Below are 22,960 nucleotides of genomic sequence, written 5' to 3' on the forward strand. Positions count from 1 at the left end.
GCCAATAAGGGGCATCTGTCACAATCCATCTAACGAGGTCAACCGTTCGGTTGCCCCCGTATGATAAGTGCTTTGGCGGCCGATGACCATCGCCCCCAGAGCGGATCGGGCCTCTAACACCCATCCATTTGAGCCAGGCATTCAGACGTTCAGAAAGGCCCCTGCCCCGTCCCGTCGCAGCCTGCGGATACGGTTAGGTAGGGTCGCTGAAAACGCCGGAACTCTGCGGCGAAGGGTGCAAGTGTCCGGCGGTATTCTTCCCGGAATCCGGCCGTATTCTTCCGGAGCAGCTGCCCAAAAATCAGCGGTGACGGGGAGTCCGGTCGTATCCTGAAACCGACAGAAAACGCAAACGTCATAGCGTCATCCCATCTGTCCGTGAAGGACACTTATCGGACATGCTATCAGCCGTATAAGCGGAGTTTACCTTTTCGGCGGTTCCTATACTTTCATTCTCATGAACGCCTCGCCATCATCGTGGCACTTGGAAGTCGCGCGGATCGACGGCGCCTTGCCGTTGCTCTCCCGAACGGAAGCCATGCTCCTCGCCCGCATCTCGCTCCGCCGCCTGTGGAACCACCATGTCAGCGCCTATCCCTTTGAAAACCTTGGCCCTGATCACGATCCAGGGCTCGACGCCGCCGAGCTGGTGCGCAGCTACCACGTCGCCGAGCGCGATGCCTTTATCTCGTGGATCGCCCGGCGCGCCGCACCGCCCCTCGCCCATGCCGCCGCCACCGTGCTCGCCGCCAAGGGTGCGCCCGAAGTGTTCGCCCGCAGTTACGCAATCGCCGATTCCGCGGCCGAGCGGCTTGATGCGCTATTACCAACCGAGGATCCGCTCGCCGCGCTGGTCGAATTCGTCAGGCAGCTGAGCGAGGCAGAGAACAGCTTCGTCGAGGGCGGTTCGGAAACCTACCTGGCTGCGGGCCGCGCTTTCAACCGCCCGCCCACACGCGGCGGCGCCTGGGCCGCCTCACTGGCTGTAGCGATGCGCCCGCAGCTGTTTGCACTAGGTGCAGCGCCGCTCGCGCTTGCCGGCTTGCTCCCGCGAGAAGCATTCCAGTCAATGCGCGAGAGATCGGTCCCGGCGATCCTCGCTGGGGCCTTGCTCAGCGCAGCCACCGCGGTGCGCACTGACATCATCGGCGCCCGCGCCGCCATTGATCTTGCCAAGGCGCGGCTCGCGAAGATCAAGCGCTCCTCCCGCGCCCACGACGCGTGGCTGCTGCTTGCGGGGGTCGGCCCCCTCACCCGCGCCGAGATCGCCCGTGCGCTGGACGTGACCAAGCGCACCGCCTCACAGGCCGCAGCCATTCTCGAGGAGGCCGGAATGATCGCGCCCACCGGGCGCTATGAGGGCCTTCGCATAGTAGCGGCGCATGAAAGTTAAGCCCTGGTCGCGTGATCGGAGCGCGGTCAAGCGAGCTTGGGCCGCGTATTTGCGCTCAAAGTTAGCTCCCACGGCCCCGGCCGCATAATCAACTGCTAACGGAACGCATTGGGCCTGCGGGTTAAACGGGCAGCGTCAGCTTGGGCATTACGATGGCAGGCCTTTTTTCAATGGAGGTTGCGCTTTGCACGCCCCCCTTCCCACGTCATGTGACTCCGTCTTAATGTTTTGCATTCGAACGCCCTTCATCTCGCCGTCTTTTGCCAATCAATTTATCGCAGTATCGTATACGTTTATTTAAGGTATACCTTTGCTAAACCTAAACCCGTTATCTTGCTTTCGGGTGCTATGGATTGACAAAGGCAATCGGCATGCGCTAGGCGTTACCACCAATCGGCTTATGCATTCAATGCGCGTCGACCGGTCATCAAAACGTAAGGTCTATATATGCCCGTCATCTCCATTATGACCACGAAAGGTGGAGCGGGAAAAACCACTGCTACGCTTCTCTTGGGTACGGGATTAGCTGAGCAAGGCGCAGATGTGTGCCTGATCGATGCCGATCCGAACCAACCGTTGGTCAGGTGGGCCGAGGAAGCAAACCTCCCATCAAATCTTTCGGTTGTGGGAAGCGTGACCGAGGAAAATATCATCGAAACAATCGAGGAGCAGTCTGCCAAGGTTAGTTTCGTCATTGTCGACCTTGAAGGTTCTGCGAACCTTTCAAGCGGCTACGCAATCAGTAGCAGCGACCTTATTTTAATCCCGCTACAGGCGTCCAAATTAGATGCAAACGAAGCGGCCAAAACGCTGAAGTTCATTCTGAGGCAGTCGAAAACCACCAACAAGAACATTCCGGCTAGAGTGCTATGGAGTAGGGCACCAGCAGCATATCAGACACGCAGTGGTCGAGATATGGGCACGCAGTTCGAAGAGGCGGGAATATCATTCCTAAACACCCGCGTCGTCGAGCGGGAGGCATTTAAAGGCGTTGTCAATTTCGGCGCGACGCTTGCTGACCTTACAGACGAACAAGTTCCGGGACTCGATAAAGCTCGTGTCAATGCGTCCGCGTTCGTGAAAGAAATTATCGAGGTATTGAGGGAAGCGCGCAAATGACTTCGGGAAAGATCAGCCTGGACCTTGATGAGTTCAAGCCTCAGCCGGTCAAGATCGACGCGGACTCAAGGGCCCAGATAAAGGAAGCCTCCGATAACGCGGGATTCACCGGCCGCCATGCGGTCGCCAAGACTAAGCCCGTATCTCAGCCCGTAAGCGCAGAGCAGGGCGAGGGGAGTGAGGTAAAGCGTCGCGGCCGAAAGAGGACGACGGGGCGGGATGTGCCGTTCACCGTTAAATTGCGTCGCGATACAAACAATCAGATTTATGATCTCGCAGACCAACTGGAATGTGCAGCAATCGCTGAGGTGATTGAAATGGCCTTGCAAGCGCTGACGGAAAAAATCACACGAGGTGAGCCAATTCGCTGATTGCAAACTCTCGGCCGATCGGCACGATCATATCATGAGCTAGGAAGGGCAAAGTTCGGCTGCAACTGCTTCCGCCACGTTCGAGCTTATATTGCTTATCGCCTTTCCGCCCACCATTCATAGGCAAACGCCATGGCGGGCATGGCGATGACGCCAGCGAGCAGCCCTACGAATCCACCATACCCGGCCCCAGCGATAATGGCCCCGGCACCGACAGGGAGCACGAAGACCCGCCCGGTGCCTATAAGACCATCGACACAGCCTGCACGATGCACAGCGCCGGGTTCTTGTGTGGGGCGGATCGGAGGCTGCGTCCATGTCCCCATCGGCGCCGCGAAGTTTGGAGGCTTGGGTTTTCGAGGTTTCGTATCCTTGCTCTTCTTCACCACAGCCACCGGCAATCCCCGAGCGTAATTCAAACGGTCTGCGAACCGGCTATTACGAATTTCGAGGTCGGGCATGCTCCAGCCCCGCGGCAGCGGATAGGCAGGGTCGGCTATAAGTTCCGGCTCAGCCGCAGCGATATACTTTGCCGCTCTCCGCATGCGCCGCAAAGCTTCACGGTGCATCATATCGATGCGGGTTCTAGTGATTCCGAAGTCGTCAGCGATTTCCGCCGCTCCGGTTTGCGGGACGCCGATACCGTAGCTGAGGCGGATCAACCGCTCCAGACGCGGGGATAGGGTTCGTAATAATGTGGTCACAAGCTGACGTCGCTCGAGGTCATCGTGAGGGGAGGGGCCAGCCTCAAAAAGAGCCTCTGCTATCCCTGTGACAAGATCGCTGTCGAGAAGATCGGCTGAGCGGGTCATATGAGCAGGCCAACAATGGTAAGCATGAAGGCAAGCGATCCCGCTATGATCTTACCAGAGGCCATGGCCTTGGCCGGCCCTGCATAGCGTACCTGGCTCCATGTCCGGTCGATGCCCGAGACGATTCCGAGGGTGCCGTCGACGATCAGGATCGAGCCAATGACGTAAAGCAGGATGGCGATGGCTTTGACCAGGCCGAGAAGGGACAGTGCGCCGATGACAAACAGAGAGCCGACTGTGATCGTGGCGTAGGCCTGAAGTTTCGAGGCTAGGTCGAGCAGGCCGATAAGGCGCAAGGGGCTTCTCCAGGGCAGGGGATAGCGCAGCAAGACCATGGGACGGCGGCACTGACGGCATCCCTCAATAGGAGAACCACGCCGCCACTCATGCACTGGATGGCCGCAGTATGGACATTTGGGAAGGTGTCGGGGACCGTGCATCAGTTTGTCACGGGGCCGAGGTAATCGATCTCGATTACGGCAGCGCCGCGCTTGCGGCCGACGATGCGCACAAGTTTATCATTTTTGGCAGTCGTGTCGATTTCGCCGATCAGCCGCCACCACATCCCATCCGTGTCCTTCAGCATCGGGCCGCGCTGCGATGTCTCTATGGTTCCGGTCAGTCCTATCGTTTCAATCATTGCCTCGGTTCTCCATTGGATCGCTAGGCATGCCATGGGAGGCGCTGAAGCAGGCCATCTCACAGTGGAGCATGGGTCGGCCGTGGCTGTGCAACTGCTTCCCGTTCATCATCACGGGCCGCGAAGCGAGCCGTTTGCAGCGGGTGTTGGAGCGATCAAGGAACCCACAGGGCATTGCCAGCGGTTCTTGGGGCGTGATGGCGGCGTCCTCGATCGTGGCGTTTAGCGGCTCCTCGCCGAACAGATCCGTCTGCGCGCTCATGATCCATGGCTCCAAGCTGGGGGAGGAAGGGCAGGGGGGCTCACTCTCCGTCGTGTTCCCCCTTCCATTCCCTCTCCCCTTCTACTGCGCGTGTGTTCCAGCTGCCTGTGCGTCGCCGGTGGAGGCTACAGGTGCCGCTACGGACGCCGCTGGAGGCGCAACACGGGCAGGGGCAGCTGACATCGCAACAGGTGGCGCGATGCGCCCCTGCGCGTCTCTGGTGAGCTTGCGGAAGGCGTCGAGCAACGCGAAGGACGTGATTTTGCCTATATCGGTGCTGGTGTAGCCGCCGCCAAGCGCACCGATACCTGAGCCCATCAGCGCGCCGCCGATGATCGATATGTCCTTTTTGCGGGCAGAGCCGGTGGCGACAACTTTCTGCAGTCCGGTTTTCACCTCCACGAGTGTTAGCATCGTCTGGCTCTCCAGCTTCTTCGACTTGAAGCCAATCCCGCCTGGAAACATGGTGCCTAACCCGCCCCCGCTGCCGCCGGCATTGCCGTCAGAATAGAGAACGCGGGCGGTGAGCAGGTATTCGGCAGCCAGCAATGTCGCTTGCGTATTGCCATTCGCGATGGTGCCTCCCGAAGCGAGCGCACGTTCGCGCTGAAGGGCATCAAAACCTTCGCCACGATCGAGCACCTGGAAGCAATTTGATTGTGCAGTTAGCAGCTTCAGCAGCGGCAATGGGTCGATCTTTTGCGAGCCACCGCCATTCTGTGCCTCAGCCATACGGATCATGGCGCGAAGCCCTGGAGGAATGTCATCCTCGCTCGGCGCTGCGGTGCGATCCTCGACTAGCGCAATGGTGCCGAGCGGGACGTCGCAGCGGGGAACTTCTGAAGTTTCATCGATGCCGATACCACCTTTACCCAATTTCTGGGCATTGGCGGGTGTAGCGGCCAGCGCTGCGAGTGTGAAAGCAAGGCCGGTGCTGAGGTGGGCAGCAGTGGTGAGCATGTGTCGCATAAGCCGGTCGTCCTGTTCAGTTGAGAGGGTTGGGTGAGCGGAAGTCGGAACTGGTGCGAAGATTGCCCCAGCGACTGCGGTGCAGGTCGATTACGCGCGTCCAGTGCGGGTCTATGCGCACGGGCGCGCTGACAGTCTGCGAGATTGTCGAAATTCCGAAATATCGTTGTGTCCCATGCCACTTGTCGCCTTCGACGATCCTGACACGGTAGGTTCCGGGCGGAACGGGTACGGCAACTTCTGCATTGCGCCGTGCATAGACCGAGATGACATGCGCCGATGTGTGGGGGTCGTAGAGCTGGACGATGGCGTTGCCATGTGCAGAGATAATGCGAAGCTGTGAGATCGCTGATTTGGGATCTACGGTCCGGTTGACGGTGACGCTGCCGGAGGTGGGGAAGGGCATCTCGGGATCGTTGTCAGGTAGCCACCCCGTTAGCTTGATGTCGCGCCAGGCCGGGATGGCGATGGCGATCAGTACGACCGCGCCTGCAATCGCCCATCCGATTTGGCCCGAAGATTTACGCCGCTTCGGCCGCCAGCGGTTCTTCTGATAATCAAAGCCTTGGTTTTTCGCGGCAAACCATGCTCCGTCCTGCTCGACGCGCGATTTGCGGTCGTTCCAAAGGGTGCCCCCGAGACCCCGGCGCTTGCGGTAGCGCTCGCGCATGTAGTCGCGGTCATTTATTCCCATGGCCGCCTCTGGATATCGCTTCGAAGCGATCCTCATGCTCTTGTAGCCATTTCGCGTCGCGTTGGATCTGTTCGGGATCGGTCGGTTCGATCGGCATGGTGGAGGCGATCAAGGCGATGAGACAGACAAAAGCGGCGCAGGGGATGAGCACGCCGAGCGCAACTTTCGCGCCATCGCGCCAGGTCGGCACGCGCATGGGGGTATGGGTGATGGTGGGGGTAGCGGTGGCTGCGGCCGTGGATGCGAGCGTCTCGAGGTCGGCTATGCACTCATCGAATGCCTTGACGCAGTCGGTGAGGGAGCGGCGCAGGGTAACGGGCATCTGTATCGTCTCTGGCTCGCGGAGGATGCCGTGTATCCGCCCCGAAACGCGGCGCAGGATGAGCGCATATTCGATCATAATATCGCGGGGGGTGAGTGGTGTGGGGGTTACATCCTCGCGCACGGAGTCCTCCTGTAAGAGCCGTTGAGGTGGGGAGGGGGGAGAAAACTGGTCAGCACGGCGATCATCTAACCGCCCTTGCTGCCGCTCGCGGGCACTCACGAGCTACCCGTGCGCCTTGATCCCACCGTGCAAAATAGGTGGCTTGCCCACCTTCGATCTGGTGGCACGACAGGCTCCGGCCCTGCGCGTAGACCATCGCCAGCGTGCGCCCGTAACGATCTGTGCCCACGCGTTCGATAGAGAGAGGCCCCGCCATGATCCGTTGCAGCGATGCCTTGCTCGCGGCGGCCCGCTGCCGATCGCAGATCGCGCCGGGTTTAGGCACGGGTCTGCACCGGCTGTTGCCCGGATCGTCGGGAGCGTCGACGCCAAGCAAGCGGATGCGCTCGCCATTGCATCTGATCGTATCGCCATCCGTCACGGTGCAGCCCGCCAGTGCGGCGGCGGCAATAAGTATCAGAGACATCGGGTGATCCTTTCCAACCAATAATCGGCGGGGTGACAATCGCCGGGGGTCTTTGTGTTGATGATGGAGCGTTCAATCCACGGCGCGGCCCTGACCACCGGCAGATCGATTGGCGCCTCAGCTTGTGTGACGCTCCCAGCTTGTCCGCTGCGGCCTGTCATTTGCGCTGCCAGGTATCGAAGGGCACGATCTCGGGCTCGTCGAGCAGGCCGCGCGCGCCCAGCTTTGTCCCCAGCTGGTCGATTTCTTGCGAGAACGCGGCATTTTCGAGCGTCATCCCGTCGCGGTTCCTGTGCCGGATGGCCGCCCTCGCGGGTTCGGGCAATGATGGCCTCAAGATGCCCGGCATCCATGTCGCTAGTGGCAAAATCGATCGGCAGGCGTTTACGGCTCATAGGTCGAGTCCCAGGCTCTTTTCCGGCAGCCCCGGAATCTGGCCGTCATCACGACCAGGCATCGGCGGAATGCCGGTAAGATCATCAACGGTGGTATCGACAACGCCGAGGCCATCGCCCTCGAGGTGATCCAGCAGTGCTTGCCTAAGCGGATCGACGTCGTCCTTGTCCTGCGTGGGGGCAGGGGGATCATCAGCGCCGGGATCGTAGATCAGATCGGCACTGGCATCGAAGGTGGAATAATCAGTTTCCGATGGCCCCATCGGGGGCAGGTCATCCAGGTCCATTGACTCTGGACCGGACATGCCGTTCTGGCCCTTCTCTATTTCGCTGAGCCCATCGGCCGCGTTCTCGTCGCCACCGGCGCCAGTTCCAGCGCCGCCTTCGTGTGCATCGGCTGCGGGCATTGGGGGCAAGTCGGCCAAATCGGCGGAGGCATCGCGGCCAAGGCCGTTTGACGCGCCACCGGCTCCGTTCTCACCCTCGAGTGCATCGAATGCGGCGGTAAGTGCAGCGTCTGCCGCCTCCTGCTTGGCATCAACACCGTCAATGTCCAGCTTCCCGGTGCTTTCGAGAGAGGAAGTCTTGTCGCCTGGATTGGAGTTAAGACGCCATTCCAGCTTCTGGCGATCGTCAACGATCATGGTCAGGGCGTCCCGCACGCGGGTCACAAGGACGTTGAAAAGGCGCTGGTTGGATAGGTTGTGCTCGTAGGAGAGCATGACCCCGATCCCCTTGTCTGCGGTGACACCCTGCGCCATGTGCATGTTTAGGGCGTAGGCGAGGCCGATCCTGCTGAGCATCGGATCACCACGCTCTAATGTTAGCCGTTCGTTATTCGCGGTTTCGACGGTGACGTTCCCCCCCTCAATGGACACGATCTTTGCCAGAGCAGCATTATCCAGTCCGCGATCCTTGTCGTTGGTGGTCCAGCGGATCGTATCGCCCTCATAAATCTTGAGCGTCTCGAGATTTGAGAGTTCAAGACGGCTTCGGGTGATGCCGGAATCAATCTTCTGAGGATCGAAGCGCAGGTTGCGCCCATTGGGGCCTGTTAGCTGGACCTTGCCGTTGTCGAAGATGCGGCTAACCTGATACTGCCCCCGCCCTAGCCCGACTTCTCGGATTTGCCCCGTCACCGTCAGGGTCTGGCCAACGGTGTAATGATGGGCATAGCGCAGCTGCTCGCGCTCTTTGCTCACCCGGTCATGGACAATGACGTCCAGGCCGTCGCCCTTCAGAGTGCCCTCCTGACGCAAACCTTGCTGAATTTCGGTGTTGATCTCCGAGCGTGCGTCGCGGCCCGAGGCGAAGACGGCGGTAACAGCCCGGTCTTCTGCAGACAGGGCCAGCCATGCCTCGGCCGCCTGTGCAGCCGGTTCGGCATGTTCGCTGACATTGTCGCCCAGCACTTTCAGCGCGGCGCCGGCGCGGCCAGTGTTCGCAAGCGCCGCTACGGTCAGGAGTTGCTTGTTGTCCGGATTGATACGCACGTTCTGATCCATGCGCGCCATGGTGATGCCAGCGGCTTGTACCATGGCAAATGACTTGCCCGCGTCGATCGAGGAGAGCTGTTGACGGTCGCCAACGAAGGCTACCTTTTCGATGCCGAGCGCTTCAGTGATGCGCATCAGCTTGAGCATATCCTCGCTCGAAACCATTGAGGTTTCGTCGACGACGACGATCGTGCCGGCGAGTTCGCTGCGCCGATCCTGGGCCCCCCGACTGCTGGGATCGCTTAGGTATTTCTCGTTCTGCCACACGAAAGACGCAATGGTCTGTGCCGAAACTCCCGCCTTTTCCATGTCCTCGGCCGTGAGGTGCTTTGGCACCATGCCCTCGCGCATGTCGCCGACCATCTTGTTCTGAAACGCGAGGCCGAGGACTTGCTTGCCCTCATCGCGCGCGACGGCAGCAACAGTCTGCAGCATGGTAGACTTACCGGCGCCGGCGACACCCTGGACGACGACGTAGCGATCCTCACTCGAGACGATCATGGTTGCGGCCGCGAGCTGCCCTTGATTCAGTTCTCGGGGCGCTGCGGCCTCCTGAAGCCGCGATGGCGCACTGGCGGCATCGACGATCGAGGTGCCTTTGCCATTGCCGGTTTCGACGTGATCGAGAATGGATTGCTCGACCTTCAACGACTCAGGTGTGGTGACAGCGTCGACCATCTGGCCCTTGTGCTGGATTTGACCAGAAACGAGATCGCCATTTTTTATCAGTCGGTCGATGCGCGCTTCGACGTTGTCGATCGTGACGCCCTTGAGGCCAAGATCGAGAGCCGTCTTGGAGACTTGATGGACCTGGAAGGCGGCTTCCCGCTGGCTGAGGATGCGGACGGCCGAAGCGACCGCGAGTTGGGCACGAGCATCGCCAGGAGAGCCTGCCAGACGCGCAATGCCAGCATCGACCAGTGGTTCAGGGGATCGCAAGAGGCCGGATACAAATTCCCGCGCCGTGTTCACCACCTCGAGCATGGCCTTGTAACCGCGCACTGCGAGGTTTTCCGGCTGCTCGCGAGAGGCCCGCAACGCAGCGGCGAGGACGTCCTTCCCGTCAAATCCGAGTGCTGCAGCGCGCTCGATCCAGCCTTTGACCATGCCTTCGCGATCTTCAACATTCAGTTTTGCATCGCGAGTGTTGACGGTGACGCTGTCGCGTCCTTTTGGTGAGACGATCCCAAGCTGCTCGGACTTGATCAGGATTTCTTCCCGCCGTGTGCTGTTGGCGTCGATGACATCCTTGGGGACACCGACGATCTCGAAGGTGCCGTGCTTGCCGTCCAATTGAACCTTGTAGCCCAGCTCCTCCATACGGGTCCGCAGGAAGGCGTGCTGGATCGAGCCGATAACGGTGTTATTGGACCAGATCTTGTCGGCGTGAAGCGCCTGCCATTTGCCGTCCGGCATGCGCGTCATGTTGGCGACGATGGAATGGATATGGAGCTGCGGATCGAGTGCCCGGCTCGTGTCGTGCTGGAAAAGGGCGTAGACGAGATTGCCTGTCTGAATGGCGGCCGTCTTGCCCTCAACGGTCTTGCGGCCTTCGGCAAGGTTCTTCTCGACCCACGCCATGGTATCCTTGACCGAAAGAGCAAATGCGCCATCAGGTCCAAGAATGCGTTTGTCGCCGGCTATGTAGGCCATGATCGAGACTGACTTTGGCGCGGAGAACGTCAGGTCGTAGCCTGGCCTTCGGTTGTCCTTCGCTTCGATCTGTTCCCCGGTGGGTGTCTCACCCAGGAGAACCTTTTCGAACGCCTCACGGGTGACGCTTGATCCTTCTGCAATTGAGCTGTCGGAGAGGCCATTGCCTCCCCATTGGCTGACCTCCCCTGCCTGCTCATTTGTATAATAATCACCCGCAACGAAATCGTCGTTTGTGAAATATTTGGCGGCGCCACCAGCGGAGCGAACGGATGCAATGGAATGCATCGATCAGTCTCCGATACCCATATCTGAATCGCCCAGATCGGGATGATCGTGACTATGGTCTTTTCCGTCCCCCGTGCCGAAACCGTCACGCGCTTCACGGACGCCTAGATTTTCCTCGGCGGTATCTCTATTTTCTCCTCTTGCCTGGGTAGCGGCATCCTTATCGGAGGATCGAGAGGAGATTTCCTGTGCGTCTCGTCTGGCCGTGGAGTCCTTTGGCCGGGCGTTCTCCCGCTCTGGAGTATCGAGACCATTATGATCGACGGTACTGTCCTGTGCAGCTTCGCCTTTGACGGTCCCGGATTGCGATGCACCGGGGTCCATACGGTCAAGTGCTTCACGAGAGTTGGGATCGCGGCCCTCTTGCTCTTCACGCTCCTGCTCTGAGGGTTGTGAAAGGATATTGGAGGCGAGTGCGATTGGATTATCCCGCGCGGCCACCTCCTCTTCGCTGAGCGCGATGTTTTCCCCACGCCCACCGTCATCCCCACCCTTCGGCTTACCCCCACCTCCGCGAACATTGCCGTCCGGATCGTCCGGCTTTGACGGTGGCCGGCGCATGAAGCCCTCGGCAACTTTGGCATAGTGCTGCCACTCAAGCTGGATGCGCGCTGCCGGAAATCCATCCGGAAATTTCACGAAACCGTGCATCGAGGGCAGGTTCATGATGTCGTCGGGAATGACGAGTGGTTCGATCTGCTTGCGCGGTGTCAGCGTCGATGCGTCGCGGGTGGAATTGTAGCCGTAGGAATAGCCCTCATCCATTTGCCGGATTTCGCGATTGCCGATGTAGCGGGCGCACTGCTCGGCGGTGTCCAGATCCGCAGCAGCGAGCATCAGCTTTGTACGTGCAAGCGACGACAGGTTGCGGGCGTTTTCTTCCCCGTAGACCTGCACCAGTTTGTCGAAGGAGTGGAGGCCAAGGATCATGGCTCCGCCAAAGTTACGGGCCGTCTGGAGGCCGTTCTCGATGGCGGGCAGGCGGTGAAGCGCGCCCAGCTCGTCGAACATGAACCAGGTCCGCAAAGAACGGGTGTGCGGCATGGTCATGAGCGAGTGAATGGCAAGGTTCGACCACAGGGTCAGGAGGGCCTTGTTCATCTCGAGGTCGGTGTAGGTACAGGTGATGAAGAGGATCGATCCGGGCTTCTTCTCGCCGGTGATCCACTTCTTGATCGAGTATGGCTCGCCCTCGTCGGGAAGGAAGCGCAGCGCCTGCGCATTGGTGTTGAAAACGGCACGGATCGATTCCGCCATGCGGGCGGCTTCCGGGGCAGTGAGTGGATCGGCGATCGTCTTCTGAAGATGACGGTGGACCTGCTTGAGATCGGCCGTCATCAGGTTGTCGGCGAGCGCCTGATTGGAGGTCTGATCCTTCTCGATCAGCTTCATGCACATTTCGATGAAGAGGGTGCGTGCGGCGAGGGCCCAGAACGGTTCCGACGATCCGCCGTCGGAGGGGATCAGCGCCGCTGCGGCAGCGGTGAACTCGCTGTATGTCGAGCAGTCATTGAAGATCGACCATGACGGGCACCGCACGTCCATGGGATTGAGGATCGTGTCGCGCTCGGGGTCGTAGAATGCCTCGACGTAAGCGCCGGTAAGATCGAAGACCACGGCGGTATCCTGACGTTCGCGCATCTGCGCCAGATGCTTCCGAAGGACAGTGGTCTTGCCGGTGCCGGTGGTGCCCAGGAGCATGGTGTGGGATTGCTCGAGGCGGTGGGGATAGGGGATGCCGGCAAGGTAATAGGGATGGTGAATGCCGGCAGCCTTGCGGGCATCGAACGACATCTTGAGAACAGCTTTGGGCTTCTTGCCGGGGAAGAGGTCTTTGGCCTCCTCAACGAACTTCATCTGGTTGTGCTGGCTGATCTCCCTGTAGAGCAGATCCCGATCCACCAGCATGGCGCCGCGCTCGTGCCGTTCTTCCATGATCGAGCCGCCTCGCCGCCGCGAGAAATCGACATACCAGATCGAAGCCGGGATGGTCGCAAACGAGGCGATCAGGATCGAACCGATGACGCCGCGCAGTGCCTTATGCCAGGCGAGGGCGACCTCAGGGACATAGGGCACGTACCCCATGAAGGTGTGGCGCACGGTATGGTCTGGGAGTTGCAGGTTGGCCTGCTTCATCGGATCGAGCGCGCACCAGTCCCACAGCCACGACAGCATGCGCATGCAGATGAGCTGGAAATTGTTCTCGTCGAGGGTGAACGAGAGGATCGTGAAATAGGATAGGGCGAAGATGCCCAGCCACATGAGGAAGGGCATCTTCGCGCCCTGCAGCCACATGATAACCTGGGTGTTGAGCAGCTGGCTTCCGCGCACGAAGTTGCCATTGTTGCGAGGCGTGTCGCCGCGCGCGGAATGGTGTTTCAGGGGCCTCGGTGAACCGTCGCTGCGAATGTCTTTGCGGTCTTTGCCGCGTTTCTTACGCGCCATGATACCGCTCCATGCGACGGGTCGTTTCCTCGAGGACGAGTTTCCGATGATCGGGGTGTTCTTCGCGCAGGATCGTGTCGACGGCAGCCTGTGTGTACTCACACACTCGCGCTAGTCGAAGGTGGCTCGCATTATCGAATACGCCGCCGTCCAGGTGTCGCTTGACTATGAACCTTATGAGATCAGCAAAGGATCTGTCTTGGTCGGCAGCGATCGCGTCGAGCCGGTCAAGATCGTGTTTGTCGAACCTTACGGATCGCTGGGTACTTCTCATGTTCAAACCATCCTCTCGAATGAGGGGATGGTGAGCTTTTGCGGAAAGCGGGCTTTTACTACTCGCGTTCCCTGCGGATAGCAAGTTTAATTAGGCGCTAAAAATCCATGTAATCCCATGTAATCCCAGCCAAGTTTCTGAAATATCGCATAATTTGCAATGGGAGTGAATGGGATTACAAATGGGGTTGATTGGGATTACATTAAATATGTTGGTAACATGTTGTTATTCAACCATAATCCTGCAACACCGTTGCGTAGGGTGTGCCTATTGAGCTGTCTTATCGTCCGTGAAGCCTCGTTGTGTTCTGATCCTCGTCTGGTTCGGGCTTGCCTCCGGTTTCCGGGGGGCAAAGGTCCGCCGTGAGGCGGAAGCGACCGAAGGGGAAGGGCGCTTTGCGCGGGTCGAATGGGGTCGCAAGTGCATGGATCATCCGTGAGTGAAGGGTGCGACTTCGCAGTCGTATCGTAGGGGAGTACGACACGGGTTTTCCGGTGCGCCAGGTCCGGTTATGGTGGTGCTGTTCAGAGCCGATCAGCCTGACCAGAAGGTAATGAAAATGGCGAAGTCACTGGACGCAGAAATGGCCGCGATCGAGGCCGAGGAACGTAAGCTGTCGGAGCGTCGCAAGGCGCATCAACAGAAGGTGCGGGAGGCGGCGATCGGGACGGTCGAGAAGGCGGGGCTTTTCAAGCTCCCGCATGATCGACTGGAGCGGATCATGAAGGCGGTGAAGACGCTGGGCGTGGACGAGGTGGAGAAACGGCTTCAGGCGTCAGCCTGAGCCGTTCCGGCACCGAACAAACGACCGATGGCCGCGCGGATGGGCTTGCCCATTCGGGCGGCCATTCCTTTAGAGGCGGGCCCCGGCGATGCGTAGCCTTGGCCGTTAGGCCGAGGCGAGCGAGCCGGGGGCAGACGCGGCAGCGATCTGGACGGCATCAGACAAAAAAAGGGAAGCGCGGCCCTGTGGGGCTGCGCCTCCCATGCGTGGCGGATTGGGCTCACCAGTTGAGCGGGTTCTCCATGTGCTCGACGTAGAGGGCTTCGGATGCGAGCATGATCTCATGGTCGATCTCGATCATGCTCCAGTTGAGGCGGTCGGCATGGTTGTGGACCGTCTCGCGATCGTCGATCGTCATGGAGGTCCAATCGATCATTTCGATGAAGTCGTCGCGGCGGTCATGGATGCGACAGGCGCGGTGCATTTCGGCTTCGAGCGAGGCGATGCGATGCTCGATCCGGATCTCCTTATCCGACTTGGCGATGAACTCGATCTTGTCTTCCGGGAGGGTAACTGACGTGCTCATAACGCTCACTCCTTAGTCAAAACGACAGTTACGGTCGGACCTTCGGGGCGCGGTCGGGTCAGGGACGCGAAAGGCGAGCCTTTCGCGCCGCGAAGCGGCGGTGGGGGGCACGATTTTCTTTGGCGGCCGCTGCGCTGTAATTGGCGCGACGAGGTCGATCCGCCGAAGAAAATGGTGGGGCCCCGCCGTCCTTGACGCGGCCGCGCGCCGGAGGTCACAATGGGAAGACTGTGTGGTGGTTTTACCTATCGGCGTGGCGCGGGCGGCGATGCGTAGCCCTGGCCGTCAGGCCAAGGCAAGCGAGGCGACCCCGCGCCGAAAGGTGGAGTACTTTGCCGGGCGCTATGACCAGACCATGCGAAGGGCGCAGCTGGGCGACGTGATCGCGGCCATCTGGTTGAGTGCCGGCAGGTATCGGGCAAGGCCCGGCTCGGCATCGAGCCGGCTTGCCATGACGGGATCGGCAAGGCTGCCGCGCAGCTGCTCGATGCTGATGGTGCCGCAGCTGTCGAGGTCGAGGCCGAGCATCGCGAGGATGGCGTAGGCGTTCGAGTTGGAGACGTTCATCTCGGGCGCGGCGTCCGGGTTGGTCGAGAGCGTCACCATGATGTCGGGTTCGTCATCGCGGCGGGCGATGCGGATGCGACGGCCGAGAAATTGGGCCGTCTCGATCAGGGCGATCGCGTCGACGTCGAAGGTGAAGTGGCGGGCGATCATGGCGATCGGCATCATGGCGGTGCGGGCCTCCCACGCGAAGACGTGTTCGTCGAGCGAGCCGTAGTCGTGGATGATGAGATCGAGGCCATAGCGCTTGCCGTATTCGTCGAGTGTTTCGCGCAGGGCGCCCATCTGCAGGGGGTCGATCATGACGGGGCGCAGATTGTCGGGTTCGGCATCATCCTTGATGCGGAAAGTGATCATCGGGAAGCTCCTTCGTCAAACTCGCCTCGTCTCTCCCTCTCTCCTCCAGCGCCGATCCGGTCACGGATCGGGGACGCCGAAGGCGCAATGGGAGACAGAGCGAAATGCCACCCGAAGGGGGGAGGGCAGGGTGGTCCCGATGGTCCTGATCGGGAAGCCGCGGCGCTGGCAGACCGGCGCGGATCTGTGTTCATGCTCGCGGCAGCAGCGCGCGCCGGGTTCGATGCCCGGCGCGCGCTCCCCCGCCCTCGATATCTGGGGGCCAGGTCGAGCGGCGCGGGGCCGATCGTCTTGCTTGCGGCAGCTCCTTACCGGAGGGGGGAAGGTCGCCGCGCGCGGCGTCGCCAGCGAGCCCCGGCGGGGGCGATGTTGGCGGCGGCGCGCGCGGCGGCCTGGCGTGGGGGGAACCGTAGGGTTTCCCCCACCTAGCGCGACGTGGACGACAAAGGGCCAGCGCCGGGGACGTGCTCCGATGCTGGCCCAATGCTCCTGCCAAGGAAAGGGTAGGGGCGGCGCTGGTCCGCCCCTGTTATCTCATCCCCAATTCTGCCGCTTGGCGTCGGCGGGCATGGGGGCCTGTGCGTCATAGCGGAAGGCGTGGGTGGGAACGCCTGCGCCCTTCAGTTCGTCCAGCAAGTGCGACTGAATGCCGGTGCCTTGGCAAATGATCGCTTCGACGGGCCGGAGGCTGACAAGCTGGTCATTACGCTTGAAACCGGCGCTCTTTCCGAAGCGCTGCGCGTTCGGGGCAAAGGTGACAATCGGCACGCCAGCTTGTGCGGCCCAAGCTGCGGCGATGGCGTCGCATCCCTTGCGCTGGCCGGTGGTGCAAAGGGTCATGCTCGGGATGCGGGCCTTGATCTGGTCGAGGCGGGCGTAAAGCTGCTGATAGTCGTGCCATTCCTGACCGCCGGAAAAGACGACAATCGGGCCGGTGGGGTTGCGCTTTTCGCGCATGGCGGTTGCGCGGGCTTTCAGGAAATCGGCGGATGCGATCTGGCTTGCGGTGGTGACGCTCGAAACCCTCGATCCGCGCGCGGTGCTCCAAGGGCGGCCGGTCTGCGAACGGTAGCAGTTGGCGGCATAGTCGCGCATGCATTCGATGGCGGCGCGCTGCTCCATCTTGGTACGGGCGCGAAGCTGCAAATCTTCCATCTCGGTTGCATAGATTTCGCTGCGGTCGTCCTGCTCGATCCTGTCTTTCAGGTCGCGGCAAAGCGTGTCCTCCTCGCGGGCCAGCTTCTCAGCTTCGTAGTGAAACGAATTGACGATGCCCCATGCAATGGCCTGCGCGCTCGGCTCAAGGCGGGTGTCGCGGAAAAGGTCAAAGATGGTGTTGATGATGGCATGGCATTCTGCCTGCGCCTCGGCGGGCTCGGGCATGTCCAGTTCCTGTGCCTCGCCCCCCATGTCGAGGATGGAAAGCGCCGTCACGTCGCCGAATGCTTCGGTAAAGCTGTCGAGCACGGAATCTTGCGCGATCATGTCGGCAATCTCTGCCTCACGGGCCAGCGCTGCCAGCTCGTCGGGCGTGGCTGCGGTTCCGGCTTCATCCTCGCCGCGCATGGTGTCGGCAATCGCCTTGTCGAGATACTGCTTGCGCAGTTCGGCGGGCGTGGTGCCGATGGCCTTTGCGAAGTCGGCAAAGCTGCTATAGCTGCGGCTGTTCGTTTCCTTGGTCATGATAACTCATCCTTGGCAGGGGATAGCGAATAGGGTCGGGAGAGGGGGGCAACCCTCTCCCTTCCCGTCGGGGGGATCAGAACTCGGGGACGAAATCCTCGTCGGTCTGCGTGATCCGGCCATCTTCGGTGGCGTTGCCTTCACCGAAACTGTCGTCACGCTGGCGGCGGCGGGTCTGGCGGGTGCCGTCCATGTTCTGGCGCATGGGGGCCGGACGGTTCCAGACGACGCGATAGCCGTCTTCGTCGTCACCAAAGACCATGATTGCCATCTTCTCGGGCAGGCTGGGATCGTCGAGGCTGCCCTGATAGAAAACCTCGCCGGTCGAATTGCTGGTGGCTTCCCAAAGCGCGCCGACCTGCACCCACTTGCGAGCGACGTTCAACGCCATGATCTCGAACGCGGGGGCCTTCTCGTTCGTGCTTTCGACGGGGCGAAGGCCAAGGCGGGCAAGGTCGACAGTGAGGGTTGCGATCGAACCGATGAGCTGGCCGTTCTTGAGGGCGAAAGTACCGATGTTCATGAGCATTACTCCTATAGTGCGGGGCTTATCCCCTAGTCTTTGGTCCGGGGCCTCTCCCCTTCCCTTCCGACACACTAATCTTACTCGCTAAACTCAAAATATTGAAATGCATTGATTTCTTGACAGCTATTTACCGTACATGGTGAACCTGAGCCTAAATAGTTGTCGCGGTAGCGACATTACAAATAAACGTCGGCCCGCCAGGGCCGTCTTTACTGACCAACAGAGCGCAAGGGGGTGGGTTGTCATTCACCGCACACGGAGCCACCTTCGCCTGTGTCCCAAGTGGCACGCCGGGGATCGCTCGATCAAAAGACGTCGCGCTGCGGCCTAGCGGAGCTTGCCGATCCGCGCTGGCTGTCTGCGACAAGCAGACAAAAGCCAGCCAGCGCGGATTGGCTAGCGCAGCTTGGTCGGAGGCAGCTTTTGATTGAGCAACCCGGTGTGCGACGCCGGGACACTGGCGGGGGTGGCGCAGTGTGTGGTGAATGACCTGGCGCGAGGTTGGTGCTGGGGATCGGCGTCCTCGCCGGTCCCCAGCATGGATAAGAGAACCGGCCCCGAAGGGGACGACAACAGCCGCAGGCTACTGGCGCTGCGCGTGGGCCAAGGGCGCCGTGGGAGGCTGGAGGAGAGGGAAGGGGGCGCTCGCGCGACGCAGGGCCTCTCACGCCCGTTGCAGGCCGGATGACGACGAGGGCAGGGCGCCCGGGCAAGGGATCGAAACCCGAAGGGCGGAGACCCGCAGGGGCTCCGGGAGCCGCAGGCGACTAGAGCCCGGTCTCGCCGCAGGCGAGATGACCCCTAATCTCTTGGACGGATCCAATGAATGATCTGAAACCCGAGGCGTTCGATATGGTGCCGAGTGACTTTCCACTGCCCGTTTGTCAGCCGATAGGCACGATAACATTTCGGATGTTCGCTCTGAAGAACTGCACATTCGTCAACACGAATTAGCTTTTCGAAATCGCCATCATCTGATGGGTCATCGATTATCCGCAAAGAGAGATTTCTGCCGATAGCGCTCAGTTGGATTTCAATACCTCGACATTTGATCTCGAATGGTATGCGGTAGGTCTTGAGGCTGTCGTTGCTCATGTTAGGCTCCAGTTGTTGGAGCCGCGTAAGGCGCGCATGAGCGGGGCGAAGTCTAAAGGGCTATGAAGACCTTTGAAGAAGCGAAACTATCTCCTGAGATTATTCAATCAATTCAGACATCTATCGAGCGACGTGTTGATGGCCATGACATTCAGGCATTTCTGAAGGGGCTTGTAATCCTGAGCGCCATGGGCGGGTCGGGCGAGTTCACCCGCAAGCAGATTGTCGCCGAGGTCGATCCTATAAGGACTGAGTTCACCTCGAACGTCTGGGCTGACGAAAAGAAGCTCCGCCGCCAGTTCGATACGCATCGAGCCTACCTTTCGGAAGGGGTGCCCGGCTTATTGGAGTTCCGGTGCGATCAGGATCGAAGGCCCTATCGCTACCGTTTGGGGGTGATCGAGGAGCCGGAACAGGAGGTTCCGTTTCAGCTAGCCGGTTCGATCCTGCGTTATCGAACGGGCGAGACTGTTCCGAGGTTGTCACGGTTGGGACGACTGACGCACCCCGGCGTGGGTTTGCACGCGAAGGATTACCGAAGGTGGCTGTTTCTGACGCCGCTGATCGTTCTGTGCGTGACGTTCATGTTATTCATGGCCGCGCTGTCATTGGCGCTGTACTCTGCGGCAAAGGGCGTGTTTGCAGGCCCGATGACGTATCTGGCACTGCTAGCGGTGCCTTTAGGCTGTGTGTGGTCCTTGTCGCAGCGCTGGAATCGGTTGTTCACGGATCGCATTCTGCTGCTGGGTATGGGCGACGTTGCGGACGTCGACGGGGGGGTGGTTCTTAATTGCGAGCGTGGCAGTGAAGGACGACTGGCGATCGTGATCAGGAGATATTTCGCGGATTGCCCGATATGTGATGCTGAGACGGTGATGCTGGCGCGTGGCGGCTTGGAGTATCCGGGGCGGATTGTCGGACGGTGTCAAAACAGCCCGCGAGAGCACGTTTTCAGCTTTGATAGGGTGACGCTCGAGGGGGCACCGCTGCGGCAGCGGCGCCGCGATGAAGGGAAGGCCGTCTAGCGCGCGGGCGCACGTCAGTTGGCCGCAGGGCCCATATATGTTGATAGCAAAGGATTAGATGCCAAATGCCGGTAGATGAAGGATCGACGTTGACGCGCGCGGATCTTGCGGAGGCGCTGCATCGTGCGGTTGGGTTTTCAAGGAACGATGCACTTCACCTGGTCGAGCAGATCCTCGAGCGCATGACGGATGCGTTAGCCGCAGGCGAGAACGTGAAGATCACGAATTTCGGGACATTTTTGCTGAACGATAAGGCCGAGCGGGTCGGGCGCAATCCGAAGACGGGGGTGGAGGTGCCGGTATCAGCGCGGCGCGTGGTGACGTTCAGGCCGAGCCAGGGATTGCGCGATCAAGTGGCCGGGTCGCCTGCTACGTAAGTTGCGAGGCCGAGCCACGATCCGTTGCCGCCGCGAAATTGGCGCACGACGTCGCCGCGATCCCAATGGCCGGTGAAGATTCCGCGCCTGTTGATGCCGCCGACGGGTCGGGTACGAGCGGCCAGCAGTCTGGCACGGCGGGTGTCGCGATCGAGGTGACGCAGAGGTTCCATGGTGATGATCCTTGCTGCAGGAGCGATCGCGCAGCGATCGGTCAGATTTTCATGAAGAGCCACGCATAGATAAGCGAAGCGGCGAGGGCGGCGAACAGAGTCCAAGCCGCTCGTGGGGCGCCGTAGGCAGCGACGGGGAGGGCAGCTTTCATGTCAGGCTTCATCCTCGGCATGTTGCTGGTCCTGGGCGTTGACCCAGGCAAGGTTGATCGCGGCGCCTATGAATGCCCATCCGACGATCGCGATGACGGACCATGTTTGCCATGATCGAGGCGGTAGTTCGGTCAGGTTCCCGAACAGTGTCGTGATTGTGAAGTTGGCGATGAGCGGCGCCAGGATGACAATCCATGGCGTCCACAAGGGCCGATTCAAGAGCTTTGCCAGCATCGATGGGCTCCTATTTGTACCAGGGGTGACGGGAAGGGCTGCCTAGCTTGTCTCAATGCCTTGAAGCAGTCGGTCGACCAATAAGGCAAGCGATAGCGCGGCGATCAGCGGGTCGCCGGTCTGGCAAGAAGTTTGGAACAGGGGGTGTAGGGGTTGCCAGACCGGCGGGAACAAGACTGCATCTCGCTCGCGAGAAGAGTTTTGAGTTTCAAATCCTAACGGAAGGTTAATTTTGGTTGAGGCGGAAGTTCTCGATAATGAAAACCGCCGTCATTTGAATGACGGCAGTGAGCCTTGACTAGCACGTTCGCTTAATGTTCTAAATGCGTCATAGGTCTCAACGAAGGAGGACAACCTATGAAAATGAAGGACGTATTGGAGGGGTACAACTACGATCTGCCCCTGATGGACGCGATGAACGATGCCGAACTTCGACCTTTTCGCCGGCTGCTGGCGGGAGCCCTTATGGGTGAGAGCCTGGATGCCGGGTATTTCGCGACCCGCGAAATGGCCGATGCCTATTTCGATCTGTGGAACGACGTCCGCAAGGGCGTTCGCTACGGCGAAGGGTACTTGGCCTTCGAGGAAATCCTCAAGGACAAGAACCCGCTGCAGATGAAGCTGTGGTATCTGACCTGCGAGCGCGATCTGAATGAGACCGTTAAGGACATGCGCTGGCTCGCCATCCTTGCCAACCGGCGTGGGTACATGGCGCGGGCCGTGCGTGAATCGGGGGCAGATGTGCTGCATGTCGCGGCACGCAATCTGGTCGTGGGCAAGACGCCCGCCGAACTGGTGGCGGACAAGACGGTCTGGAATTGAGCGCTCAGGCTACGAGCGCCAGGATGGTTTCCGGCTCGATCGGCTGATGCCGTGAGACGCGGAAGGGTTGCAAGGGGTTGTCGGTGCGCACGACGAACTGGTCGGCGCCGGTGGTGTCGCGAAGCTGACAGGCGACGGCATAGCACTTCTCGAAGGAGGTGAGATGGCGGCGGCGGGCTGATAGAGACGAGATAGTCATAGGTTTGTCCTTCGGGTGATGTCCTTCGGGTGATGTTCGCAAATGCGCGGAAACGAGCCATGCAGGTTCGTTCATGCTAAATTGACCTATTGCGATGTATCGTGCTTGCAGCCGGAATCGACGTTGAGGCGTTGCTACGGCTGATCCACGGTAATGCATGGGTCTCATTCAATCGACGGGGTCGAAGCCGCTGCTACGGTTTCGGCCCCGTTATTGTATCGAGGCGGCGTTGACGCTCGGCGCGCAGATGCTCGACCAGGTGTGGATCGGCATGTGTCTGGATCAGGCGTAGAAGTGCGGCGTCGGGCAGACGCATGGGATCGAGGCGTGGTCCTTTCGGTTTGGGCTCCATGCGGCCGAGGCCCAGCAACACGATGCGGTTTCGGATTTCGACGAGGCGTTCACCGCGCTCGGCGCGGGTGAAGGCGCGATCGAGGCCGTAGAGCCAACCGGAATCGGCATGAACAAGCATGGCTTCGCAGCGCGAGAGATCATCGGCGTGCCGGCATTGACGGATACGCTCGACGGTCAGTTCGCGCGCGGTGGTGCGCACCCGTGCGTAATGATCGCTGCTCGGCCTCTCGATCGCGAAGAGGCGGTGCATGTGGCGGACCCATGAAGCCATGCTTTCCCAGGCGAACGCGGCGGGCGTGGATTTCGCGGGCTTGCGATATGCGCGCAGCGGCGGCGCCGATCGAGGTGGTTGCTTGTCGCCGTGAA

At 60.4% G+C, this 22,960-nt stretch carries 26 protein-coding genes; 7 read left to right on the forward strand and 19 right to left on the reverse strand.

What is annotated here, in order from left to right:
- Positions 1 to 538: 538 nt before the first annotated feature.
- The 3 genes from NTCA1_RS24870 (at position 539) to NTCA1_RS24880 (ending at position 2,883) form a co-directional block, all read left to right on the forward strand.
- A complete protein-coding gene (locus tag NTCA1_RS24870) occupies positions 539 to 1,393 on the forward strand; it encodes a helix-turn-helix domain-containing protein (protein WP_236549567.1) in 855 nt (284 codons plus the stop codon).
- Between the two features lie 447 nt (positions 1,394 to 1,840).
- Positions 1,841 to 2,512: a ParA family protein gene (locus tag NTCA1_RS24875; protein WP_142640016.1), complete on the forward strand. Its 672-nt coding sequence runs from the start codon at positions 1,841 to 1,843 to the stop codon at positions 2,510 to 2,512.
- The gene (locus NTCA1_RS24880) at positions 2,509 to 2,883 is read left to right on the forward strand and encodes a hypothetical protein (RefSeq protein WP_142640014.1); all 375 of its coding nucleotides are present in this window, start codon (positions 2,509 to 2,511) and stop codon (positions 2,881 to 2,883) included. Before NTCA1_RS24875 ends, NTCA1_RS24880 begins: the two co-directional genes overlap by 4 nt.
- Before the next feature lie 95 nt (positions 2,884 to 2,978).
- On the opposite strand, the gene NTCA1_RS24885 is transcribed toward NTCA1_RS24880, so the two are convergent.
- The 10 genes from NTCA1_RS24885 to NTCA1_RS24930 all read right to left on the reverse strand — a co-directional run bounded on the left by NTCA1_RS24885 (position 2,979) and on the right by NTCA1_RS24930 (position 13,448).
- Positions 2,979 to 3,695, reverse strand: a complete 717-nt coding sequence (locus NTCA1_RS24885) for a sigma factor-like helix-turn-helix DNA-binding protein (RefSeq protein ID WP_142640012.1) — start codon at positions 3,693 to 3,695, stop codon at positions 2,979 to 2,981.
- On the reverse strand, positions 3,692 to 3,991 hold the full coding sequence (locus tag NTCA1_RS24890; protein WP_142640010.1) for a hypothetical protein: 300 nt from the start codon (positions 3,989 to 3,991) through the stop codon (positions 3,692 to 3,694). Before NTCA1_RS24890 ends, NTCA1_RS24885 begins: the two co-directional genes overlap by 4 nt.
- 143 nt (positions 3,992 to 4,134) lie before the next feature.
- Positions 4,135 to 4,335, reverse strand: a complete 201-nt coding sequence (locus tag NTCA1_RS24895; protein ID WP_142640008.1) for a DUF5818 domain-containing protein — start codon at positions 4,333 to 4,335, stop codon at positions 4,135 to 4,137.
- Complete coding sequence (locus tag NTCA1_RS24900) at positions 4,328 to 4,597, reverse strand: hypothetical protein (protein ID WP_142640006.1); 270 nt, start codon at positions 4,595 to 4,597, stop codon at positions 4,328 to 4,330. The genes NTCA1_RS24895 and NTCA1_RS24900 overlap by 8 nt, the downstream gene beginning before the upstream one ends.
- Positions 4,598 to 4,678: 81 nt before the next feature.
- Positions 4,679 to 5,557 carry a CsgG/HfaB family protein gene (locus NTCA1_RS24905; RefSeq protein WP_236549568.1) on the reverse strand — a complete coding sequence of 293 codons (879 nt, stop codon included), beginning with the start codon at positions 5,555 to 5,557 and terminating at the stop codon, positions 4,679 to 4,681.
- A gap of 25 nt (positions 5,558 to 5,582) precedes the next feature.
- On the reverse strand, positions 5,583 to 6,296 hold the full coding sequence (locus NTCA1_RS24910; RefSeq protein ID WP_159832154.1) for a hypothetical protein: 714 nt from the start codon (positions 6,294 to 6,296) through the stop codon (positions 5,583 to 5,585).
- Positions 6,247 to 6,705 (reverse strand): hypothetical protein, encoded by a 459-nt coding sequence (locus NTCA1_RS24915; RefSeq protein ID WP_142639999.1) that lies wholly within the window; start codon positions 6,703 to 6,705, stop codon positions 6,247 to 6,249. The genes NTCA1_RS24910 and NTCA1_RS24915 overlap by 50 nt, the downstream gene beginning before the upstream one ends.
- 61 nt (positions 6,706 to 6,766) lie before the next feature.
- Positions 6,767 to 7,171, reverse strand: a complete 405-nt coding sequence (locus tag NTCA1_RS24920; protein WP_142639997.1) for a thermonuclease family protein — start codon at positions 7,169 to 7,171, stop codon at positions 6,767 to 6,769.
- 391 nt (positions 7,172 to 7,562) lie between these two features.
- Positions 7,563 to 11,003: a MobF family relaxase gene (gene mobF, locus NTCA1_RS24925; protein ID WP_142639995.1), complete on the reverse strand. Its 3,441-nt coding sequence runs from the start codon at positions 11,001 to 11,003 to the stop codon at positions 7,563 to 7,565.
- A gap of 3 nt (positions 11,004 to 11,006) precedes the next feature.
- Positions 11,007 to 13,448: a type IV secretion system DNA-binding domain-containing protein gene (locus NTCA1_RS24930; protein ID WP_142639993.1), complete on the reverse strand. Its 2,442-nt coding sequence runs from the start codon at positions 13,446 to 13,448 to the stop codon at positions 11,007 to 11,009.
- Positions 13,449 to 14,233: 785 nt separating this feature from the next.
- On the opposite strand from NTCA1_RS24930, the gene NTCA1_RS24935 reads away from it, so the two are divergent.
- Positions 14,234 to 14,506: a hypothetical protein gene (locus NTCA1_RS24935; RefSeq protein WP_236549569.1), complete on the forward strand. Its 273-nt coding sequence runs from the start codon at positions 14,234 to 14,236 to the stop codon at positions 14,504 to 14,506.
- 220 nt (positions 14,507 to 14,726) lie between these two features.
- Here NTCA1_RS24935 and NTCA1_RS24940 read toward each other — a convergent pair whose 3' ends face one another.
- The 5 genes from NTCA1_RS24940 to NTCA1_RS24960 all read right to left on the reverse strand — a co-directional run bounded on the left by NTCA1_RS24940 (position 14,727) and on the right by NTCA1_RS24960 (position 19,257).
- Positions 14,727 to 15,032, reverse strand: coding sequence for a hypothetical protein (locus NTCA1_RS24940; RefSeq protein WP_142639990.1), 306 nt, complete (start codon positions 15,030 to 15,032; stop codon positions 14,727 to 14,729).
- A gap of 342 nt (positions 15,033 to 15,374) precedes the next feature.
- Positions 15,375 to 15,953 (reverse strand): hypothetical protein, encoded by a 579-nt coding sequence (locus tag NTCA1_RS24945; RefSeq protein ID WP_142639988.1) that lies wholly within the window; start codon positions 15,951 to 15,953, stop codon positions 15,375 to 15,377.
- Positions 15,954 to 16,487: 534 nt separating this feature from the next.
- On the reverse strand, positions 16,488 to 17,636 hold the full coding sequence (locus tag NTCA1_RS24950; protein ID WP_142639986.1) for a DUF2493 domain-containing protein: 1,149 nt from the start codon (positions 17,634 to 17,636) through the stop codon (positions 16,488 to 16,490).
- 76 nt (positions 17,637 to 17,712) lie between these two features.
- On the reverse strand, positions 17,713 to 18,159 hold the full coding sequence (locus tag NTCA1_RS24955) for a DUF736 domain-containing protein (RefSeq protein WP_142639984.1): 447 nt from the start codon (positions 18,157 to 18,159) through the stop codon (positions 17,713 to 17,715).
- Positions 18,160 to 18,963: 804 nt separating this feature from the next.
- Complete coding sequence (locus NTCA1_RS24960) at positions 18,964 to 19,257, reverse strand: hypothetical protein (protein WP_142639982.1); 294 nt, start codon at positions 19,255 to 19,257, stop codon at positions 18,964 to 18,966.
- A gap of 62 nt (positions 19,258 to 19,319) precedes the next feature.
- Between NTCA1_RS24960 and NTCA1_RS24965 the strand changes: the two genes are divergently transcribed.
- Together NTCA1_RS24965 and NTCA1_RS24970 are read left to right on the forward strand one after the other, a co-directional pair.
- On the forward strand, positions 19,320 to 20,282 hold the full coding sequence (locus NTCA1_RS24965; RefSeq protein ID WP_142639980.1) for a hypothetical protein: 963 nt from the start codon (positions 19,320 to 19,322) through the stop codon (positions 20,280 to 20,282).
- 65 nt (positions 20,283 to 20,347) lie between these two features.
- Complete coding sequence (locus tag NTCA1_RS24970) at positions 20,348 to 20,659, forward strand: integration host factor subunit alpha (RefSeq protein ID WP_142639978.1); 312 nt, start codon at positions 20,348 to 20,350, stop codon at positions 20,657 to 20,659.
- On the opposite strand, the gene NTCA1_RS24975 is transcribed toward NTCA1_RS24970, so the two are convergent.
- Complete coding sequence (locus NTCA1_RS24975; protein WP_083910358.1) at positions 20,632 to 20,832, reverse strand: hypothetical protein; 201 nt, start codon at positions 20,830 to 20,832, stop codon at positions 20,632 to 20,634. The two genes, NTCA1_RS24970 and NTCA1_RS24975, sit on opposite strands and share 28 nt — an antisense overlap.
- A 153-nt stretch (positions 20,833 to 20,985) precedes the next feature.
- On the reverse strand, positions 20,986 to 21,219 hold the full coding sequence (locus NTCA1_RS24980) for a hypothetical protein (protein ID WP_142639976.1): 234 nt from the start codon (positions 21,217 to 21,219) through the stop codon (positions 20,986 to 20,988).
- Between the two features lie 357 nt (positions 21,220 to 21,576).
- Between NTCA1_RS24980 and NTCA1_RS24985 the strand changes: the two genes are divergently transcribed.
- Positions 21,577 to 22,041 (forward strand): hypothetical protein, encoded by a 465-nt coding sequence (locus NTCA1_RS24985; RefSeq protein ID WP_142639974.1) that lies wholly within the window; start codon positions 21,577 to 21,579, stop codon positions 22,039 to 22,041.
- Positions 22,042 to 22,045: 4 nt separating this feature from the next.
- Here the strand turns inward: NTCA1_RS24985 and NTCA1_RS24990 are convergent, their stop codons facing one another.
- The gene (locus tag NTCA1_RS24990) at positions 22,046 to 22,240 is read right to left on the reverse strand and encodes a hypothetical protein (protein ID WP_008832697.1); all 195 of its coding nucleotides are present in this window, start codon (positions 22,238 to 22,240) and stop codon (positions 22,046 to 22,048) included.
- 193 nt (positions 22,241 to 22,433) lie between these two features.
- Entirely contained in the window at positions 22,434 to 22,865 is a 432-nt protein-coding gene (locus NTCA1_RS24995; protein ID WP_159832155.1) for a hypothetical protein, read from the reverse strand.
- Between the last annotated feature and the right edge of the window lie 95 nt (positions 22,866 to 22,960).

This window comes from Novosphingobium sp. TCA1, from assembly GCF_009811895.1.
In the GTDB taxonomy this organism is placed as follows: Bacteria; Pseudomonadota; Alphaproteobacteria; order Sphingomonadales; family Sphingomonadaceae; genus Novosphingobium; species Novosphingobium panipatense_A.

Excerpts from the sequence above, each read along its gene's own strand:
- NTCA1_RS24870 (WP_236549567.1), top strand. The coding sequence starts at position 539 with ATGCTCCTCGCCCGCATCTCGCTCCGCCGCCTGTGGAACCACCATGTC.
- NTCA1_RS24875 (WP_142640016.1), top strand. The coding sequence starts at position 1,841 with ATGCCCGTCATCTCCATTATGACCACGAAAGGTGGAGCGGGAAAAACC.
- NTCA1_RS24880 (WP_142640014.1), top strand. The coding sequence starts at position 2,509 with ATGACTTCGGGAAAGATCAGCCTGGACCTTGATGAGTTCAAGCCTCAG.
- NTCA1_RS24885 (WP_142640012.1), bottom strand. The coding sequence starts at position 3,695 with ATGACCCGCTCAGCCGATCTTCTCGACAGCGATCTTGTCACAGGGATA.
- NTCA1_RS24895 (WP_142640008.1), bottom strand. The coding sequence starts at position 4,335 with ATGATTGAAACGATAGGACTGACCGGAACCATAGAGACATCGCAGCGC.
- NTCA1_RS24900 (WP_142640006.1), bottom strand. The coding sequence starts at position 4,597 with ATGAGCGCGCAGACGGATCTGTTCGGCGAGGAGCCGCTAAACGCCACG.
- NTCA1_RS24905 (WP_236549568.1), bottom strand. The coding sequence starts at position 5,557 with ATGCTCACCACTGCTGCCCACCTCAGCACCGGCCTTGCTTTCACACTC.
- NTCA1_RS24910 (WP_159832154.1), bottom strand. The coding sequence starts at position 6,296 with ATGAGGATCGCTTCGAAGCGATATCCAGAGGCGGCCATGGGAATAAAT.
- NTCA1_RS24920 (WP_142639997.1), bottom strand. The coding sequence starts at position 7,171 with ATGTCTCTGATACTTATTGCCGCCGCCGCACTGGCGGGCTGCACCGTG.
- mobF (WP_142639995.1), bottom strand. The coding sequence starts at position 11,003 with ATGCATTCCATTGCATCCGTTCGCTCCGCTGGTGGCGCCGCCAAATAT.
- NTCA1_RS24930 (WP_142639993.1), bottom strand. The coding sequence starts at position 13,448 with ATGGCGCGTAAGAAACGCGGCAAAGACCGCAAAGACATTCGCAGCGAC.
- NTCA1_RS24935 (WP_236549569.1), top strand. The coding sequence starts at position 14,234 with ATGGTGGTGCTGTTCAGAGCCGATCAGCCTGACCAGAAGGTAATGAAA.
- NTCA1_RS24940 (WP_142639990.1), bottom strand. The coding sequence starts at position 15,032 with ATGAGCACGTCAGTTACCCTCCCGGAAGACAAGATCGAGTTCATCGCC.
- NTCA1_RS24945 (WP_142639988.1), bottom strand. The coding sequence starts at position 15,953 with ATGATCACTTTCCGCATCAAGGATGATGCCGAACCCGACAATCTGCGC.
- NTCA1_RS24950 (WP_142639986.1), bottom strand. The coding sequence starts at position 17,636 with ATGACCAAGGAAACGAACAGCCGCAGCTATAGCAGCTTTGCCGACTTC.
- NTCA1_RS24955 (WP_142639984.1), bottom strand. The coding sequence starts at position 18,159 with ATGAACATCGGTACTTTCGCCCTCAAGAACGGCCAGCTCATCGGTTCG.
- NTCA1_RS24960 (WP_142639982.1), bottom strand. The coding sequence starts at position 19,257 with ATGAGCAACGACAGCCTCAAGACCTACCGCATACCATTCGAGATCAAA.
- NTCA1_RS24965 (WP_142639980.1), top strand. The coding sequence starts at position 19,320 with ATGAAGACCTTTGAAGAAGCGAAACTATCTCCTGAGATTATTCAATCA.
- NTCA1_RS24970 (WP_142639978.1), top strand. The coding sequence starts at position 20,348 with ATGCCGGTAGATGAAGGATCGACGTTGACGCGCGCGGATCTTGCGGAG.
- NTCA1_RS24975 (WP_083910358.1), bottom strand. The coding sequence starts at position 20,832 with ATGGAACCTCTGCGTCACCTCGATCGCGACACCCGCCGTGCCAGACTG.
- NTCA1_RS24980 (WP_142639976.1), bottom strand. The coding sequence starts at position 21,219 with ATGCTGGCAAAGCTCTTGAATCGGCCCTTGTGGACGCCATGGATTGTC.
- NTCA1_RS24985 (WP_142639974.1), top strand. The coding sequence starts at position 21,577 with ATGAAAATGAAGGACGTATTGGAGGGGTACAACTACGATCTGCCCCTG.
- NTCA1_RS24990 (WP_008832697.1), bottom strand. The coding sequence starts at position 22,240 with ATGACTATCTCGTCTCTATCAGCCCGCCGCCGCCATCTCACCTCCTTC.
- NTCA1_RS24995 (WP_159832155.1), bottom strand. The coding sequence starts at position 22,865 with ATGGCTTCATGGGTCCGCCACATGCACCGCCTCTTCGCGATCGAGAGG.